Annotated in this window: 17 protein-coding genes; 10 read left to right on the top strand and 7 right to left on the bottom strand. The window is 63.8% G+C overall.

What is annotated here, in order from left to right:
* Positions 1 to 70 precede the first annotated feature (70 nt).
* Entirely contained in the window at positions 71 to 1,339 is a 1,269-nt protein-coding gene (locus DFK10_RS12470) for an RsmB/NOP family class I SAM-dependent RNA methyltransferase (protein WP_109389364.1), read from the bottom strand.
* Positions 1,340 to 1,407: 68 nt separating this feature from the next.
* Between DFK10_RS12470 and DFK10_RS12465 the strand changes: the two genes are divergently transcribed.
* Entirely contained in the window at positions 1,408 to 1,584 is a 177-nt protein-coding gene (locus DFK10_RS12465) for a DUF1674 domain-containing protein (RefSeq protein WP_109389363.1), read from the top strand.
* A 44-nt stretch (positions 1,585 to 1,628) separates the two neighbouring features.
* Here the strand turns inward: DFK10_RS12465 and DFK10_RS12460 are convergent, their stop codons facing one another.
* Positions 1,629 to 1,988 carry a dihydrodipicolinate reductase gene (locus DFK10_RS12460; protein ID WP_109389362.1) on the bottom strand — a complete coding sequence of 120 codons (360 nt, stop codon included), beginning with the start codon at positions 1,986 to 1,988 and terminating at the stop codon, positions 1,629 to 1,631.
* 59 nt (positions 1,989 to 2,047) lie between these two features.
* Positions 2,048 to 2,863, bottom strand: coding sequence for a 4-hydroxy-tetrahydrodipicolinate reductase (gene dapB, locus DFK10_RS12455; protein WP_109389361.1), 816 nt, complete (start codon positions 2,861 to 2,863; stop codon positions 2,048 to 2,050).
* An 82-nt stretch (positions 2,864 to 2,945) separates the two neighbouring features.
* Here dapB and rbfA point away from each other — a divergent pair, with 82 nt between their 5' ends.
* From rbfA to DFK10_RS12415, 8 genes are all read left to right on the top strand, one after another.
* Positions 2,946 to 3,341, top strand: a complete 396-nt coding sequence (gene rbfA, locus DFK10_RS12450) for a 30S ribosome-binding factor RbfA (RefSeq protein WP_109389399.1) — start codon at positions 2,946 to 2,948, stop codon at positions 3,339 to 3,341.
* Complete coding sequence (locus DFK10_RS12445; RefSeq protein WP_109389360.1) at positions 3,341 to 4,081, top strand: phosphodiester glycosidase family protein; 741 nt, start codon at positions 3,341 to 3,343, stop codon at positions 4,079 to 4,081. Before rbfA ends, DFK10_RS12445 begins: the two co-directional genes overlap by 1 nt.
* Positions 4,082 to 4,114: 33 nt before the next feature.
* Positions 4,115 to 5,020, top strand: coding sequence for a tRNA pseudouridine(55) synthase TruB (gene truB, locus DFK10_RS12440; RefSeq protein WP_109389359.1), 906 nt, complete (start codon positions 4,115 to 4,117; stop codon positions 5,018 to 5,020).
* A gap of 102 nt (positions 5,021 to 5,122) precedes the next feature.
* Entirely contained in the window at positions 5,123 to 5,629 is a 507-nt protein-coding gene (locus DFK10_RS12435) for a DUF1643 domain-containing protein (RefSeq protein ID WP_109389358.1), read from the top strand.
* Positions 5,630 to 5,755: 126 nt separating this feature from the next.
* Positions 5,756 to 6,610, top strand: a complete 855-nt coding sequence (locus DFK10_RS12430) for a calcium-binding protein (protein ID WP_109389357.1) — start codon at positions 5,756 to 5,758, stop codon at positions 6,608 to 6,610.
* A gap of 138 nt (positions 6,611 to 6,748) precedes the next feature.
* A complete protein-coding gene (gene rpsO, locus DFK10_RS12425) occupies positions 6,749 to 7,018 on the top strand; it encodes a 30S ribosomal protein S15 (protein ID WP_109389356.1) in 270 nt (89 codons plus the stop codon).
* Between the two features lie 259 nt (positions 7,019 to 7,277).
* Entirely contained in the window at positions 7,278 to 9,413 is a 2,136-nt protein-coding gene (gene pnp / locus DFK10_RS12420; RefSeq protein ID WP_109389355.1) for a polyribonucleotide nucleotidyltransferase, read from the top strand.
* A 75-nt stretch (positions 9,414 to 9,488) separates the two neighbouring features.
* Positions 9,489 to 10,160 carry a L,D-transpeptidase gene (locus DFK10_RS12415; RefSeq protein ID WP_235866836.1) on the top strand — a complete coding sequence of 224 codons (672 nt, stop codon included), beginning with the start codon at positions 9,489 to 9,491 and terminating at the stop codon, positions 10,158 to 10,160.
* 53 nt (positions 10,161 to 10,213) lie between these two features.
* On the opposite strand, the gene DFK10_RS12410 is transcribed toward DFK10_RS12415, so the two are convergent.
* Entirely contained in the window at positions 10,214 to 10,867 is a 654-nt protein-coding gene (locus DFK10_RS12410; protein WP_109389354.1) for a peroxiredoxin, read from the bottom strand.
* Between the two features lie 131 nt (positions 10,868 to 10,998).
* Between DFK10_RS12410 and DFK10_RS12405 the strand changes: the two genes are divergently transcribed.
* Positions 10,999 to 12,432 (top strand): aldehyde dehydrogenase family protein, encoded by a 1,434-nt coding sequence (locus DFK10_RS12405; protein ID WP_109389353.1) that lies wholly within the window; start codon positions 10,999 to 11,001, stop codon positions 12,430 to 12,432.
* A gap of 57 nt (positions 12,433 to 12,489) precedes the next feature.
* On the opposite strand, the gene DFK10_RS12400 is transcribed toward DFK10_RS12405, so the two are convergent.
* From DFK10_RS12400 to DFK10_RS12390, 3 genes are all read right to left on the bottom strand, one after another.
* Entirely contained in the window at positions 12,490 to 13,137 is a 648-nt protein-coding gene (locus DFK10_RS12400) for an RluA family pseudouridine synthase (protein ID WP_109389352.1), read from the bottom strand.
* 38 nt (positions 13,138 to 13,175) lie between these two features.
* Positions 13,176 to 14,069: an EamA family transporter RarD gene (gene rarD / locus DFK10_RS12395; protein WP_109389397.1), complete on the bottom strand. Its 894-nt coding sequence runs from the start codon at positions 14,067 to 14,069 to the stop codon at positions 13,176 to 13,178.
* 143 nt (positions 14,070 to 14,212) lie between these two features.
* Positions 14,213 to 16,654, bottom strand: a complete 2,442-nt coding sequence (locus DFK10_RS12390) for a GcvT family protein (protein ID WP_109389351.1) — start codon at positions 16,652 to 16,654, stop codon at positions 14,213 to 14,215.
* Positions 16,655 to 16,754 lie beyond the last annotated feature (100 nt).

Raw genomic sequence — 16,754 nt, 5'->3', positions numbered from 1 at the left:
GCTGCCTCGAAAGCCCGGTGCGTTTCGCATCTCTTCTTGCCCGGGCTTATACAGGGCGGCAGGGCTCAAGTCACGTAGGCTTTCGCAGGCTGGCGATGTAGAACCCGTCCATCCCACCCCGATCCGCCCAGTAATCAGGGCGCAGGCGCACCCCGCCATCCTCGCTGCGCCATGCAGGTTCGAGGCCCGGCACGTCGGCCGGGAGCACCTGCAAACCCGGATGCCGGGCCAGTGCCTCTTCGACCTGAACTTCGCCCTCGTCCGGCAACAGGCTGCAGGTGCAATAGACCAGCCGCCCCCCCGGTTTCAGAAGCGCCAGCGCCTTGTCGATCAGGGCCGATTGCAGCTGGAACAATTGCAGGAAGTCCGACCCGTCCTTGGCATGCGGAAGGTCCGGGTGGCGGCGGATCGTGCCTGTTGCGGAACAGGGGGCATCCAGAAGGATGGCATCGAATGGGGCGGCCTCATAGCCGAGGGCATCTGCCACCACGATCTCGGCCTTCAGCCCCACCCGTTTGAGGTTCTGACGCACACGCTCCATGCGTCCGTCCGAGATATCCAGGGCGGTCACATCGGCGCCGGACGCGGCCAGCTGCATCGTCTTGCCCCCCGGTGCGGCGCAGAGGTCCAGCACCCGTTCGCCCGGCTGCGCCGACAGCAACCGCGCCGGGATGGCCGCAGCGGCATCCTGCACCCACCAGTTGCCCGCCTCGAACCCCGGCAGGCTGGACACCTGTCGGCCCACCGGCAAACGGACCGTCCCCGTCGGCAGGACCGTGCCCCCGACGGCCTCTGCCACGGCCTGCGGATCGGTCTTGGCCGTGAGGTCCAGCGGCGCGCCTTCGAAATGCACGCGTTCGATATTGGCCACGACCTGCGGGCCATAGGCGTCTTTCAAAGGATCGCGCAGCCATTTCGGCAGGCGCGGCACGGCGATCTTGTCCCAACCTTCGGGCAGGTCGGCGGCGACCTTTCGCAGCACGGCATTGACCAGCCCCTTCATGCTGGCGGTGCGCTTGTTCAACCCGACCATGGCAACGGCTGCATTGACGACGCCATGCGCGGCCTCGCCCCCGGCCAGCTCGATCGCGGACAGGCGCAGGATATTGCGCACATGTAGCGGCGGCGTCTTCTGCAGGAAACGGGCCAGCAGCCGGTCCGCGCGGGGCAGGCCGCGCAGGGTCTCTGTCGCAAGGCGCTGGGCCCGGGCCCGGTCTTCGGGTTCCAGATGGTTCAGGGCACCATCGGCCAACAATTCCGACAGTAAGCGCTTTTCGCCAGTCACCTGATCGAGAAGATAGAGCGCCGCGCGGCGCGGCTGCAAACCCTGCTGAGACATGGCGTCCTCTTGGCTGTTGGATCGCTGCGGCCTATATCACCCGTGATCGCCGCACAAGGACAGCCGCCATGAGCGACACACCCAAAAACCTTCCCCCCGCCGCACAGCGCGCATTGGCCGAGGCCGAGGAACGCCGCAAGGCCGCCAAGGACAAGGATATGCCAACGGAACTGGGGGGGCGCGACGGGCCGGAACCCGTGCGATACGGGGATTGGGAAAAGAAGGGCATCGCAATCGACTTCTGAGCCCCGCCCGTCCAGCAAATGCGGCGCGCGTCCGGACCAGATTCCTAGCGAAGGTTGAAGGTTGCCCCCATGCCCTCGCCGCGATTGACCGTAAAGCGTAGTTTTTCCCCGCCACGCTCTTCGACCAGTTGGCAATCATAGGAGATCGGGGTGCCGGACCAGTCCATCTCGCGGCAGAAATAGCCGTCTCGCCAGTCCCAGGTTCCCGTGACATCCCAACCCTGGGCGGAGCCGTTGATCGTGCCGTCAGGGCTGACCTGCAAGGTGATACCAAACAGGCCAAGCCGCAAATCCCGGCCATCGATCAGTGATACGAAACGGTCACGTTCATCGACGCGATCGAACGCCATGGCCGGACCAGCAAGAAGGGCAAGTCCCAGCGTGATCAGGAAAACGCGTTTCATTTCGACACCCCGTCTCATTGGCGGTTTGTCGAGTCTTACGGGCCGAGGCCAAGATCGGATCAGTCGGACAGGCCCAGCACGTCGATCATGTCATATTCCCCCGGCTTGCGATCCTGCCCCCAAAGCGCAGCCCGCAAGGCACCTTTGGCAAAGAGCTTCCGGTCGCTTGCGACGTGTCGCAGGATGATCCGTTCGCCCGGCCCGGCGAACAGCACATCATGTTCCCCCACGATGTCACCGCCCCGGATGGCGGTGAAGCCGATATCGCCCTTCTTGCGCGCTCCGGTGATCCCGTCCCGGCCACGGTCGGAAACGTCGGCCAGATCCACGCCCCGCCCCTCGGCGGCGGCTTCGCCAAGCATCAGGGCGGTGCCCGATGGCGCGTCGACCTTCTGGTTGTGATGCGCCTCGATCACCTCGATGTCGAACTCGTCGTCCAGGGCCGCCGCGACCCGCTTGGTCAGTTGAACCAGAAGGTTCACACCCAGCGACATGTTGCCGGCCCGCACGATCACTGCATGGCGGGCGGCGGTCTTGAGCTTGCCAAGGTCGTCGTCGGACAGCCCTGTTGTGCCGATCACGTGCACCGCCCTTGCCTGGGCGGCCAGTTCCGCGAATTCGACCGTTGCGGCCGGGGCGGTGAAGTCGATCACCGCCTGCGCCTTGGCAAATGCGGACACCGCGTCGTCACTGACCGTAACGCCCAGCGGCTGCCCCCCCATGGCGGCGCCGACGTCCTGCCCGATCCAGTCATGGCCGGGCCGCTCCAGCGCGCCCACAAGGTCGCAGGCGTCAGAGGCGACGACCGTCTCGATCAGCATCCTGCCCATGCGACCCGATGCGCCCGTAATCACGATTCCCGGCTTGTCTGTCATTTATCTTGCCCTTCCGTCACGTTTCCGCCCAGCGTGGACCGCAATGCTTGGCATCCCTACCCGGACCCCTTACATGGGCGTCATGGCAAAGAACAGGTTCCAAGGCAAATCCGGCCCCTCGCAACGCCAGTTGCGCGTCGGTGAACTGATCCGCCGGACGATGTCCGAGGTGCTGATGCGTGGCGAATTGCACGACCCCGACCTGTCGCGCATGTCGATCACCGTGGGCGAAGTGCGGGTCAGCCCCGATCTGCGCATCGCCACCGCCTACGTCCTGCCGCTGGGCGGCGAGGGGGCGGAAGAGGCCGTGCAGCGCCTGGCCCAGCACCAGGGCGAGTTGCGGCATATCCTGGGCCGCGAAATCAAGCTCAAGCACGTGCCGGAGCTGCGGTTCCGTATCGACGACACATTCGACCGCATGGACAAGACCCGCGCGATGTTCGCGGATGAGAAAGTGCGGCAGGACCTCGACGACTGATGCGCGGGCTCGCTGCCCTGTTGGTGCTGATCGCAGCGCCCGCCGGGGCGGTCGAATGCTCTGACGTGGTCCACCTGGACCAGTCCTTCACGATCTGCGATGTCGATCCGGCCCAGGACGACCTGCGGCTTTTCCTGCGTGACGAAACGGGTGAAATCCTGGGAAGCTTCGGCGCGATCGAAGAGGCGGCTGGGCGGCCGCTCTCTTTCGCGATGAATGCGGGCATGTATCATGAAGATCGCAGCCCGGTCGGCCTTTATATCGAAGACGGCCGGGAAGAGATGCGCGCGATTGCCAGCGACGGGCCGGGAAATTTCGGCCTGCTGCCCAACGGCGTCTTTTGCATTGCCCCGGAGAGGGCCCGCGTCATCGAAACGCGCGCCTATCTCGATGAGGACCCGGAATGCCGCCATGCCACGCAATCCGGCCCCATGCTGGTTGTCGAGGGCGCCCTGCATCCGCGACTGATTCCCGGCGGCACCTCGCGGCATTTCCGCAACGGCGTCGGCACCAGCGCCGAAGGCGACCGGGCAGTTTTCGCGATCTCTAACGACCCGGTCAATTTCCACGATTTCGCGACCTTGTTCCGCGATCATCTGGGCCTTCCCGACGCGCTCTATTTCGATGGCAAGATCAGCCGCCTGCATGCCCCTGAGCTGGGCCGCAGCGATTTCGGCTGGCGCATGGGGCCGATTGTCGGCGTCCTGGCCCCGCTTGACGGACCGGGCGGCACCGACTAACCCGCCGCTTTCTGGAAGCAACGGAGTGCAGGCATGGGGCGCAAGCGCAAGGGACGCGACATTTCCGGCTGGCTGGTGGTCGACAAACCCGCCGGCATCACCTCGACCGCCGTCGTCAACAAGGTGCGTTGGGCGTTCGACGCGAAAAAGGCTGGCCATGCGGGCACGCTGGACCCCGAGGCGACCGGCGTTCTCGCCGTCGCGCTGGGCGAGGCGACCAAGACCGTTCCCTACATCACCGATGCGCTCAAGGCCTATACGTTCACCGTGCGGTTCGGGCAGGCCACCAATACCGACGACGCCGAGGGCGAAGTCATCGCCGAGAGTGAGGCCCGCCCGACGGATGACGAGATCAAGCAGGCGCTGGGCCGGTTCGTGGGCGAGATCATGCAGGTGCCGCCGGCGTATTCCGCGGTGAAGATCGACGGCGAACGCGCCTACAAGCGCGCCCGCGACGGCGAGGATTTCGAGATCGCCGCGCGACCGCTCTGGGTCGAGGAATTACTGCTTGTGGACCGCCCCGACGCAGATCACGCCGTTCTGGAAATGACCTGCGGCAAGGGCGGATATGTCCGTGCCATCGCCCGGGACCTTGGTGAGGCGCTGGGCTGCCACGGCCATGTCAAGGAGCTGCGCCGGATCTGGTCGGGGCCCTTCACGGCCGAGGACGGCGTCACGCTCGACCTGCTGGACGAGAAGGCCAAGTCGCCCGAGCTGGACCAATACCTGCACCCGCTGGAAGACGGCCTCGATGAACTGCCCCGCGTCCATTGCCCCGAGGCCAGCATCGCCCGCCTGCGCAACGGCAACCCGGCTCTGGTCATCGGCGACGTGGAGTATGGCGACGAGTGTTGGGCCGCCCATGGTGACGAGGCCATCGCGGTCGGCATCTTCAAGGCCGGTGAACTGCACCCCAGCCGGGTCTTCGTGCGCAGCTGACGGGACGGCGGGTGGGGCGTCTTTGCCGGGCGCGCCCGGAAAACAGCGTCCACCCGGCGGCGCACCCTTCAAATCCGCGCCGCAGTTGGGCAAAAGAACACCATGATCACCCGCACCCATACCAAGGGCGACGCACCCTCGACCGCGATCTATTCCGATTGCGAACGCTATCGTTACGCGTTGACCCGCATCTGGGACCCGAGCGGGAAGAAGGCGCTGTTCGTCATGCTCAACCCATCGACGGCCACCGAGGTTCAGAACGACCCCACCGTCGAACGCTGCGAACGCCGTGCCCGGGCGTTGGGCTTCGGCGCCTTCCGCGTCACCAACATTTTCGCCTGGCGCGACACCGACCCCAAGAAGATGCGCGCCGCCGCCGATCCGGTCGGGGCAGAGAATGACGCGGCCATTCGCGACGGTGCCGAATGGGCCGACCGCGTCATCTGTGCATGGGGCAGCCACGGCGCACACCTGGATCGTGGGCGCGCGGTCGAAACCCTGCTGCGCGACACCGGCGCGCCCCTGTTCCACCTGGGCCTGACCAAACACGGGCATCCCAAGCATCCGTTGTATATTTCATACACCCGAACGCCTGAACCCTGGGATTAACCACTGATTCATTTTGTTCGCGCCCAAGTTGTCTAAAACTGTTATAAGACTTTCGAAGATTGTGGCCTGACCTCTTTCAGGTTGCCGGTCTTCGATTGATTTTCGGTGTGTTGAAGGGGAATTGGTATGTTTCCACTGCTTGGCCTTCTGGGTCTTGCCCTTGCCGGCTCCGCGCTCGTCGACGCCTCTTGGTGGATGGAAGAAGACGAAGACGCCCTGGACCAGACCACGGAAACCAATGAAACGATTGCCCCGACCTCGCCCACGATCGAAGGCGATGACGCGGCGGACGAGCTTTACGGCGGTATCGGGTCCGACGAAATATCGAGCTGGGGTGGCGACGACTACATTGATGGCCGTCAGGGGGACGACACCCTTTATGGCGGCGCCGGGGCGGACGAACTGCATGGGCATGATGGCGACGACGCGATCTGGGGTGGAGCGGAGGACGATACGCTCTTCGGATCCCTGGGCGATGACATGCTGGATGGCGGCGACGGCAACGATCAACTCGCAGGCGGCGCGGGCGAAGACATGTTGTCCGGCGGCGCGGGTGCAGATTCGCTTTTGGGCGGGTTCGGCAATGATGTCCTGATCGGCAGTGCCGGCGAGGATGTTCTGCACGGCGGAAACGAGGACGATCTTGTCGATGGCCATTCCGGCGAAGAGATCGCTGCGCGCGACTTTCTCAATGGCGGGTCCGGGTCCGACCATATCATTGGTGGTCCCGGAGACGTGTTCGACGGTGGCAGCGGTGCCGACACGTTCGAAGTCATGGGGGCGGATGTCACGATCATGGATTACAACCCGGCCGAGGACCGCCTGATCCTGCATACCGACGGGCCGGACACCGTGCTGACCAGTGCGTTGACCGAGGACGGTGTGATCGTGATGGCCGATGGCGAGGCCATGGCCCTTCTGCGCGGCCTTTCGGCGCTCGACCTCTCGACGATCGAGGTGCAGCCGGCCGATCAGGGCTGAAGAAACCCTTTGCAACGCCGCGCGATTCTTCCTATACGCGCGCATCCGTCTCGCCTTCGGGCGAACGGTCAACCTCCATGGGCCTTGTCTGGACGACATCCCGGCTTGCGCCTTGACCCTTTAGAACAGGAGACCCCGATGTCGATCACAGCTGAAGAAAAAAGCCGCCTGATGAAGGAATTCGCGACCAAGGACGGCGATACCGGTTCGCCGGAAGTCCAGGTTGCCATCCTGACCTCGCGCATCAACACCCTGACCGAGCATTTCAAGACCCACAAGAAGGACAACCACGGTCGCCGTGGCCTTCTGAAGATGGTTGCCCAGCGTCGCAAGCTGCTGGACTATCTGCGCGGCAAGGAAGAGGCCCGCTACAAGGACCTCATCAAGAAGCTCGGCATCCGCCGCTGAACGCTTCGCCAGAGTATTCCGCAACGCCCGTGCAGAAATGCGCGGGCGTTTTTCGTTGCAGTCGCCAAAGACCTGCCGCGCGCCACGGCCCACCTTGCCTCTTTCCCCATTGCCGCTTTTCCTGTATGGCCCCCTCCATCTGAAACGTGACGCTCTGGACCCCGGCGCATGAGATGATGAGAGGGGTCGGCGGCAATGGGGCCGCCAATGACACGAGGGACCCGGAAGGCCGGGAGTGCCCTCAGACAGGAAACGATAGATGTTCAACGAAGTGAAAAAATCGATCCAGTGGGGCGAAGAAACGCTGACACTGGAAACGGGCAAGATTGCCCGCCAGGCCGATGGCTGCGTCATCGCCACCTATGGTGAAACCTCGGTCATGGCCGCGGTCACCTATGCCAAGCAACCCAAGCCCGGGCAGGACTTCTTCCCGCTGACGGTTCACTACCAGGAAAAATACTACGCCGCCGGTAAAGTGCCGGGCGGCTTCTTCAAGCGCGAGGCCCGTCCGACCGAGAAGGAAACGTTGACCGCGCGCCTGATCGACCGTCCGATCCGCCCGCTTTTCGTGCCCGGCTTCAAGAACGAAGTGCTGGTGATGTGCACGGTTCTGTCCCACGACCTGGTCAACGACCCGGACATGGTCGCGATGATCGCCGCCAGCGCCGCGCTGACCATTTCCGGCGCGCCCTTCATGGGCCCCATCGCCGGCTGCCGCGTGGGCTACGAGGATGGCGAATACATCCTGAACCCGGAAATCGAAGACATGCACAAGCTGCGGGACAACCCCGATCAGCGTCTGGACCTTGTCGTCGCCGGCACCAAGGATGCCGTGATGATGGTCGAGTCCGAGGCCTACGAGCTGACCGAGGACGAGATGCTGGGCGCCGTGACCTTCGCGCATGAACAGATCCAGCCGGTGATCGATTGCATCATCGACCTGGCCGAGGATGCCGCGAAAGAGCCGTTCGATTTCACCCCGCCGGATTACTCTGACCTCTATGCCATCGTGGCCGCCGCTGGCGAAGCCAAGATGCGCGAGGCCTACGCGATCCTCGACAAGCAGGAACGGACCGCAGCCGTTTCCGCCGTCAAGTCCGAGATCATCGAAGGCCTGTCGGAAGAGCAGCAGGAAGATCCGAACCTTGGCGCTGCCCTGAAGAAGCTGGAATCCACGGTCCTGCGCGGATCGGTGGTCAAGGAAGGCAAGCGGATCGACGGCCGTGCCCTCGACGAGGTCCGCGACATCGTCTGCGAAACCGGCCTGCTGCCCCGGACCCACGGCTCGGCCCTGTTCACCCGTGGTGAAACGCAAGGCCTGGTCGTGACCACGCTGGGCACCGGCGATGACGAACAGATGATCGACGCGCTGGAAGGGACCTACAAGTCCAACTTCCTGCTGCACTACAACTTCCCGCCCTACTCGGTCGGCGAAGCGGGCCGCGTCGGCCCTCCGGGTCGTCGTGAAATCGGTCACGGCAAGCTGGCCTGGCGCGCGCTTCAGGCCGTGCTGCCCGCTGCCACCGACTTCCCCTACACGATCCGCCTCGTCTCCGAGATCACCGAGTCGAACGGCTCCTCCTCCATGGCCTCGGTCTGTGGCGGGTCGCTGTCGATGATGGATGCAGGCGTGCCGCTCAAGGCGCCGGTTGCCGGTGTCGCGATGGGCCTCGTTCTGGAAGAGGACGGCGACTATGCCGTTCTGACCGACATCCTGGGCGACGAAGACCACCTCGGCGACATGGACTTCAAGGTTGCCGGGACCGAGAACGGCATCACCAGCCTCCAGATGGACATCAAGGTCGCGGGCATCACCCCCGAGATCATGAAGAAAGCGCTGGACCAGGCCAAACAGGGCCGGATGCACATCCTGGGTGAAATGGGCAAGGCCCTGACCGAAGCCAGCGATTTCTCGATCCACGCGCCGCGCATCGAGACCATGCAGATCCCGACCGACAAGATCCGTGAAGTCATCGGCTCGGGCGGCAAGGTCATCCGGGAAATCGTCGAAGTGTCGGGTGCCAAGGTCGACATCAACGACGAAGGCATCATCAAGATCGCCTCGCCCAACGGCGAAGCCATCCAGAAGGCCTATGACATGATCCACGCGATCGTGGCCGAGCCGGAAGAAGGCGCGATCTACAAGGGCACGGTCGTCAAGATCGTGGACTTCGGCGCCTTCGTGAACTTCTTCGGCAAGCGCGATGGCCTGGTGCACGTGTCCCAGATCGAAAACCGCCGCCTGAACCATCCCTCGGATGTGCTCAAGGAAGGCCAGGAAGTCTGGGTCAAGTTGATGGGCTTCGATGATCGCGGCAAGGTCCGCCTGTCGATGAAGGTCGTCGACCAGGAGACCGGAGAAGAGGTCAAGAAGGAAAAGGAAGACGCCGAATAAGCGTCCTTCGCACGACCCTGAAAAGCCCCGGCTGCAAAGCCGGGGCTTTTTTCATGCCTGCATTGTCGCGCGGCCATGATGCGCGTAGCATTCGACATCACCGGAATCCTTGGCCCCGCGCCAGCACTGAACAGGAGAACGCAGCCCATGATCAGCCGCCGATCCATGCTGTGGATGACCGGGGCCGGGCTGATAGCCAACCTGGGCGGGCAGGCCCTGGCCTTCGATGATCGCGATCTGCCAGGCGGTCTCGATATGGGCTACGAGATCCCACCGGAATTGCAGGCGGGTGTCGTGCCGATCACACCGGGCCATGATCCCGGGGAAATCCATGTCGTGACCAATAGGCGCTGGCTGTATCTGACGCTCTATGATGGGGCGGCGATCCGCTATCCGATCGCGGTCGGCGCCGCTGGCCTCAGCTTTCGCGGCGCGGCCTATATCGGCGACAAACGCCATTGGCCGCGATGGCAACCGACTCGCAACATGATCCGCCGGGAACCCGAGAAATACGGCCCCTACGCCGCGGGTATCCCCGGCGGGCCGCAGAATCCGTTGGGCGCTCGGGCTCTCTATCTTTATAGAAACGGGCGCGACACGCTCTATCGCATCCACGGCACGTCCCAACCCTGGAGCATCGGCCGCGCCGGGTCATCGGGCTGCATCCGCATGTTCAACAGTCACGTGGCGCACCTGTTCGAACAGGTGCATATCGGCACACGCGTGGTCGCGCATGACAATGTCTAGAACGCGAAAGGCCCCGCACTGGGCGGGGCCTTGGCAATCGGTGAGGGACAGGATCAGCCGGGTTCCTTGACCCAACGCAGGTAGGGCAGTTCCACCCGCATTTCTCCGAACTTTTCCTTCGCCTGGGCATCATCCAGCGACAGGGCCGCGATGACGTCCTGGCCCTTTTCCCAGTTGGCCGGCGTGGCGATGGGCGTGCCGTAGGTGGCCTGCAAACCGTCCAGCGCCCGCAGCACCTCGGCAAAGTTGCGGCCCACGGACATCGGGTAGGTCATCATCAGCTGCACTTTCTTGTCCGGGCTGATGATGAAGACCGACCGCACCGAGGCCGTATCGGCCGGGGTTCGGCCATCGGGCAGGTAGGCCTCGGCCGGTAGCATGTCGAACGCCTTGGACAGTTCAAGATCCACGTCCGCCACGATCGGGAAACCGGCCTTGGCCTTGGCATGGCCTTCGATATCGGCCTTCCATTCCTTGTGCTCGGCCACGGCATCGACCGAGACGCCCAGAACCTTGGTGCCGCGCTTTTCCCATTCATCGGCCAGCTGGGCCACGGCACCGAATTCGGTGGTGCAGACCGGCGTGAAGTCCTTGGGATGCGAGAAGATGATGCCCCAGCTGTCACCGAAGTAGTCATGCAGCGCAAAGCTGCCGAGGTCGGTTTCGACCGTGAGGTTGGGGATCGTGTCATTGATGCGCAGGGCCATGTCGGACTCCTTTCATTGGCGTTTCAAATCATTACGACTTCTAGATATATAATCATTCTAGATTTGCCAGTGCCCGCTTGTGGATCATCGGGCCCAGTGACAAGGTGTCGCAAAAATCCGGGAGTCCCTACATGCTCGACAAGCGCGAATTCTACATAAACGGCGAATGGGTCAGCCCCGCCGAAGCCAATGATCACGCTGTTCTCAACCCCGCGACCGAGGAGCCCTGCGCGACGATATCGCTAGGCGGTCAGGCCGATACGGATGCCGCCGTCCGGGCAGGGCTGGAGGCTTTCGAGGGCTGGGCCGCCACGCCGGTGGCCGAGCGGGTGCGCTATGTCAAGGCGATCCTCGAGCAATACGAGGCTCGCAAAGAAGACCTCGCCCAGGCCATCAGCCTGGAAATGGGCGCCCCCATCGACCTGGCCCGCAACAGCCAGGCGCCCTGCCTGCCATGGCATGCCAACGGGTTTCTCAAGGCGATCGAAGAGTTCGAATGGGAACGCCCCCTTGGCGACCATGCCCCCAATGACCGCATCTTGATGGACCCGATCGGGGTTGTCGGGCTGATCACGCCCTGGAACTGGCCGATCAACCAGATCAGCCTCAAGGTTATCCCGGCCCTTCTGGCGGGCTGTCCCTCGGTGCTCAAACCCTCGGAAGAATCGCCGCTTTCGGCCATGATCTTCGCCGAATTCGTGCACGATGCGGGGGTGCCCAAGGGCGTGTTCAACCTGGTGAACGGCGATGGCGCGGGCGTCGGCACGCAGCTGTCGACCCATGAGGACATCCAGATGATCTCGTTCACAGGGTCCACGCGGGCCGGGCGCGCCATATCTCGCAACGCAGCGGAAACGCTCAAGCGCGTGACGCTGGAACTGGGCGGCAAAGGCGCGAACCTGATTTTCGCCGATGCCGACGAAAAGGCCGTCAAGCGCGGTGTATTGCACTGCATGAACAATACCGGGCAGTCCTGCAACGCACCGACGCGGATGCTGGTGGAACGGTCCATCTATGACGACACGGTCGAGGCCGCGACCGAAATCGCCGCCAAGGTGCAGGTCGGTCATCCGGCGGAAACGGGCAACCATATCGGCCCCGTGGTGAACAAGGCCCAATGGGACAAGATCCAGGGACTGATCCAGGCCGGAATCGATGAAGGCGCGCGCCTGACCACGGGCGGCACCGGCCTGCCCGAGGGGATGAACCGAGGGTATTATGTGCGGCCAACGGTCTTTGCGGATGTGAATAACGACATGACCATCGCCCGAGAGGAAATCTTCGGCCCGGTCCTGTCGATCATCCCCTTCGAGGACGAAGCAGACGCGATCCGCATTGCCAATGACACGCCCTACGGTCTGACCAATTACGTCCAGAGCCAAGACGGCGAGAGGCGGAACCGCGTGGCGCGACAGCTGCGCTCGGGCATGGTCGAAATGAACGGCCAGAGCCGTGGGCTGGGCAGCCCCTTTGGCGGGGTCAAGCAATCGGGCCGTGCCCGCGAAGGTGGCCATTGGGGGATCGAGGAATTCCTTGAGGCAAAGGCGGTCAGCGGCTGGGGCTGAAACGACATTCCAGAATTTCGTTGAGCACGGTGAATTTCAGGAAATTCGGCAGCGCCGTCAGAATGGGCATTTCGCGGTGAAGCGGACGCCTTTTCCGCCGTCCGGATGGCGAAGCTGCAAGGTCTCGGAATGCAGCATCAGGCGCGGGTGATCCCGCGCCGTCCCGCTGGCATAGAACGGATCGCCCAGGATCGGATGCCCGATCGCCAGCATATGCACGCGCAGCTGGTGGCTTCGGCCTGTCCTGGGCATCAGCCGCACCCGGCTCTCCACATCGTTTGCCCGCACGACCCGCCAATCCGTCACGGCCGGCTTGCCGGTTTCATGATCGACCTTCTGGCGCGGCCGGTTCGGCCAATCGACGATCAACGGCAGATCGACAGTCCCTGTCTTGGGCGCCAACCGCCCGGAGACCCGCGCGACATAGGTTTTGCGCGTCTGCCGCTTCTCGAACTGCAACCCGAGATGCCGCTGGGCATGGGGTGTCAGGGCGAACACCATGATCCCCGACGTGTCCCGATCCAACCGGTGCACCAGCAACGCCTGTGGAAAGACCTCTTGCACCCGGCTGAGCAGGCAATCTGCCAACTCCGGCCCCTTGCCCGGAACCGACAGCAGCCCCGCAGGCTTATCGACCAGCAGGATCTCGTGATCGTCATGGACGATCTCCAGCGGCGTGTCGGGGGGCTCGTAGATATCGCTCATCCGCCCCTCTTGGCGCAGGCGCGTTTTGGCTGCAAGGGTCAGGTGCGGCGGCGCATCCGTCGCACCATCGGGACGGTATAGATCACCAGCGCGGCCCAGATCAGCGGAAAGGCGATCATGCGGGCACGGCCCATTTCCTCGCCGAAGAGAAAAACGGCGATGACGAAGACCATCGTGGGCACGATGTATTGCAGGATTGCGATCGTCGAAAGCCGAAGCCGTTTGGCCCCGTTGCCGTAGAACAGCAAAGGCACCGCAGTGATGACGCCGCAGCCCAGCAACAAGGCCGTATCCGCCCCGGTCAGCAGAAAGTGGCTTTGCCCCTGCGCGGTGAGCCAGGCCAGATAGACCAACGCCAAGGGCAACAGCATCAGCACCTCGAGGAAAAAGCCCTGGTTCGGCCCGACCGGCAGGGATTTCTTGAAATAGGCGTAGAAGCCCCAGCTGACCGTCAGCCCCAGTGCAATCCAGGGCGGGCGCGAGGCATCAAGAAACAGGATGACCACCGCCAGCGCGGCCAGACCCACCGCGATCAACTGCGAGCCGCGCAACCGTTCGCCCAAAAGCAATGCGCCCAGCAACATGGAGAACAGCGGGTTTACGTAATAGCCCAGCGCCGCATCCAAAGCCCGGTCCGTGGCGATGGCAAAGACATAGACGCCCCAATTGACCGACAGCACCAACGCGGTCAGCAGCGCCATCAGCACCGTGCGCCGATCCGACAGCGCGGCGCGCAAATCGGCGGTGCGCCCGGTCACGATCAGAAGCGCCCCTGCGATGGGCAGCGCCCAGATGATGCGATGCGTAATGACCTCGGTCACGGGAATATGCGCCACCAGCTTGAGGTAGAGCGGAAGGAACCCCCAGAGCACATAGGCCGTGCCCGCAAGGGCCAAGCCCTCGGGCGTGTCTTCGTTCGGGCGGTTTGCGATATCGGCCACGGTGGTCTCTCCTGCCCACCATAGGCGCATGGGCCGGCCGGTTTGAAAAGCCGCCCGGCCATTCATTTTCGAGATGGACGGGACGTGAAATCGTGATGGATCTCCGGCCCTGAATCTGGTCGGGGCCGGGGCTGCTAGGCCCTGACCCGTTCCGACTTGGGATCGTAGAGCGGCTTGAGCGATGCCTCGGCCGGTACGCGCACCCCGGCCACGTCGATCTCGTAGCGCGAGGCCAGAACCTCCGTCGCGCTTTCCCCGGCACACGGGACATAGCCCAGGCCAATGGCACCACCCAGATGGTGCCCATAGGCGCCCGACGACAAATAGCCCACGATCTCGCCATCCCGCAGGATCGGCTCGTTGTGATAGAGCAGCGGCTCGGGGTCTTTCAGGTGGAATTGCAGCATCCGCGCAGTCAGCCCCTCGTCCCGTTTGCGCAGCACGGCATCACGGCCAATGAAGTTGGGCTTCTCTGATTTGACCGCGAACCCCAACCCGGCCTCGAGCACGTGGTCCTCGCAGGTGATGTCATGGCCGAAATGGCGAAAGCCTTTTTCGATCCGGGCGCAATCCATCATGTGCATCCCGCAAAGCCTCAGCCCGTGATCCTGCCCGGCCTGCCAGAGCGTCTCGAAGGCATGGGCCGCCATGTCGGCGCTGACATAGACTTCCCAGCCCAGCTCACCCACGTAGGAAACACGATGCACCCGGGCCAGCCCCATGCCCAGCTCGATCTCTTGCGCGGTGCCGAAGGGGTTGGAGCTATTGCCGAAATCATTGGGCGACACCGCCTGCATCACGTCGCGCGCCCTTGGCCCCATTACCGCAAGCACCCCTTCGGCGGGGGTCATGTCGGTGATGATGACGCGCTCGTCGCTCAGGTGACGGCGCAACCAAGTTTCATCCGCCAGCCGGGTCGCGCCGGGGGTCACGACAAGAAACGCAGTCTCGGCCAGGCGGGTGACGGTCACGTCCGCCTCGATCCCGCCCCGGTCGTTCAGGAACTGGGTATAGACGATCCTGCCCACCGGCACGGCCACCTGTGCCCCGCAGACGCGATTGAGGAAGATCTCCGCATCAGGCCCTTCGACCCGCAGCTTGCCGAAGGACGACATGTCATACATGCCAACGCCTGTGCGGATCGCCGCGACCTCTTCGGCCACGTTGTCGAAGAAATTCTGCCGCTTCCAGCTGTAGCGATAGGCGGCATCCTGACCGTCCCGGGCGAACCAGTTCGCCCGTTCCCAGCCCGCCAGTTCCCCGAAGACCGCACCACGCTCCGCCAGGTGCGCGTGGAATGGCGAGCGGCGCACACCGCGCGCCGTGGCCTTCTGCCGATAGGGGAAGTGATCGGCATAGAGCAGGCCCAATGTTTCGGCGGATCGGTCAAAAAGGTATGTTTTGTTTCCCTGAAATGGCTGCATACGGCAAATATCCACATCTCCGAGGTCAAAGGGCTTGGCGCCGTCCTGCATCCATTGGGCCAGTGCCATGCCCGCCCCGCCGGCCGACTGGATACCGATGGAGTTGAACCCTGCGGCCACCCAGACATTGTCCATCTCGGGGCATTGGCCAAGGTGATAGGCATCGTCCGGCGTGAAGCTTTCCGGCCCGTTGAAGAAGGTGTGAATGCCAGCCTCGGCCAGCATCGGCATGCGGGTCACGGCCTGTTCCAGGATCGGTTCGAAATGGTCGAAATCCTCGGGCAGCTGGTCAAACTCGAAGTCCTCGGGGATCGGCCCCCAGGGTTTGCTGACCGGTTCGAAGGCACCCAGCATGATCTTGCCGGCATCTTCCTTGTAATAGGCGCATTCGTCGGGGACGCGCAGCACCGGCATCTGCGTCAATCCTTCGATGGGTTCCGAGACGATGTAGAAATGCTCACAGGCCTGCAGGGGCACGTTGGTGTTCAGCATGCGGCCGACCTCGCGGCCCCACATGCCGGCGCAGTTGACCACGTGATCGCTTGCGATGTGCCCATGGCAGCCATCTTCCGAGGCCCAATCCACCCCGGTGATGCGGCGCCCGTCGCGGGCAACACCGGTGGCCTTGACCCTTTCCTTGATGAGCGCGCCCCGCTGGCGCGCGCCCTTGGCCAAAGCGAGGGCGATATTCGCCGGGTCGCCCTGCCCGTCCCTTGGCAAGTAAACGCCGCCGGTCACACCGTCGATGTTGAGATGCTCGTAGCGGGCCTTGATCTCGGCCGGGTCGATTTCCTCGATCTCGACACCGAAGGCGCGGGCCATGGCGGCAGACCGATGGAGTTCCTCGCGCCGCTCGTCAGTCAGGGCCACCGTGATGGAACCCACGCGTTTGAACCCCGTGGCGACGCCGGTTTCGGTCTCCAGATCGCCATAGAGTTCCTGACTGTATTTCGCGAGCCGGGTCATGTTCGCGGTGGCCCGCAGCTGGGCGATCAGCCCCGCCGCGTGCCAGGTCGTGCCCGAGGTCAACCGCTTGCGTTCCAGCAACACGATGTCGGTCCAGCCGAGTTTCGCCAGGTGATAGGCGACGGAACAGCCGATGACGCCGCCGCCGATGATGACGACGCAAGCCTGGGTTGGAAGGTCAGGCATGGTGGATCCTTTTCATGTTTCGGACGCATTCGCGTCCGACCGGGTGGGGGCTCTGCCCCCGTCGGCCGCTGGCCGACTCCCCCGCGGTATTTTTGACCCA

Origin of the sequence: Salibaculum griseiflavum, assembly GCF_003129565.1 — a bacterium.
GTDB lineage: Bacteria > Pseudomonadota > Alphaproteobacteria > Rhodobacterales > Rhodobacteraceae > Salibaculum > Salibaculum griseiflavum.
Note: the sequence above shows the minus strand (reverse complement) of the source record. Positions and strands in the feature narration are given on the sequence as shown.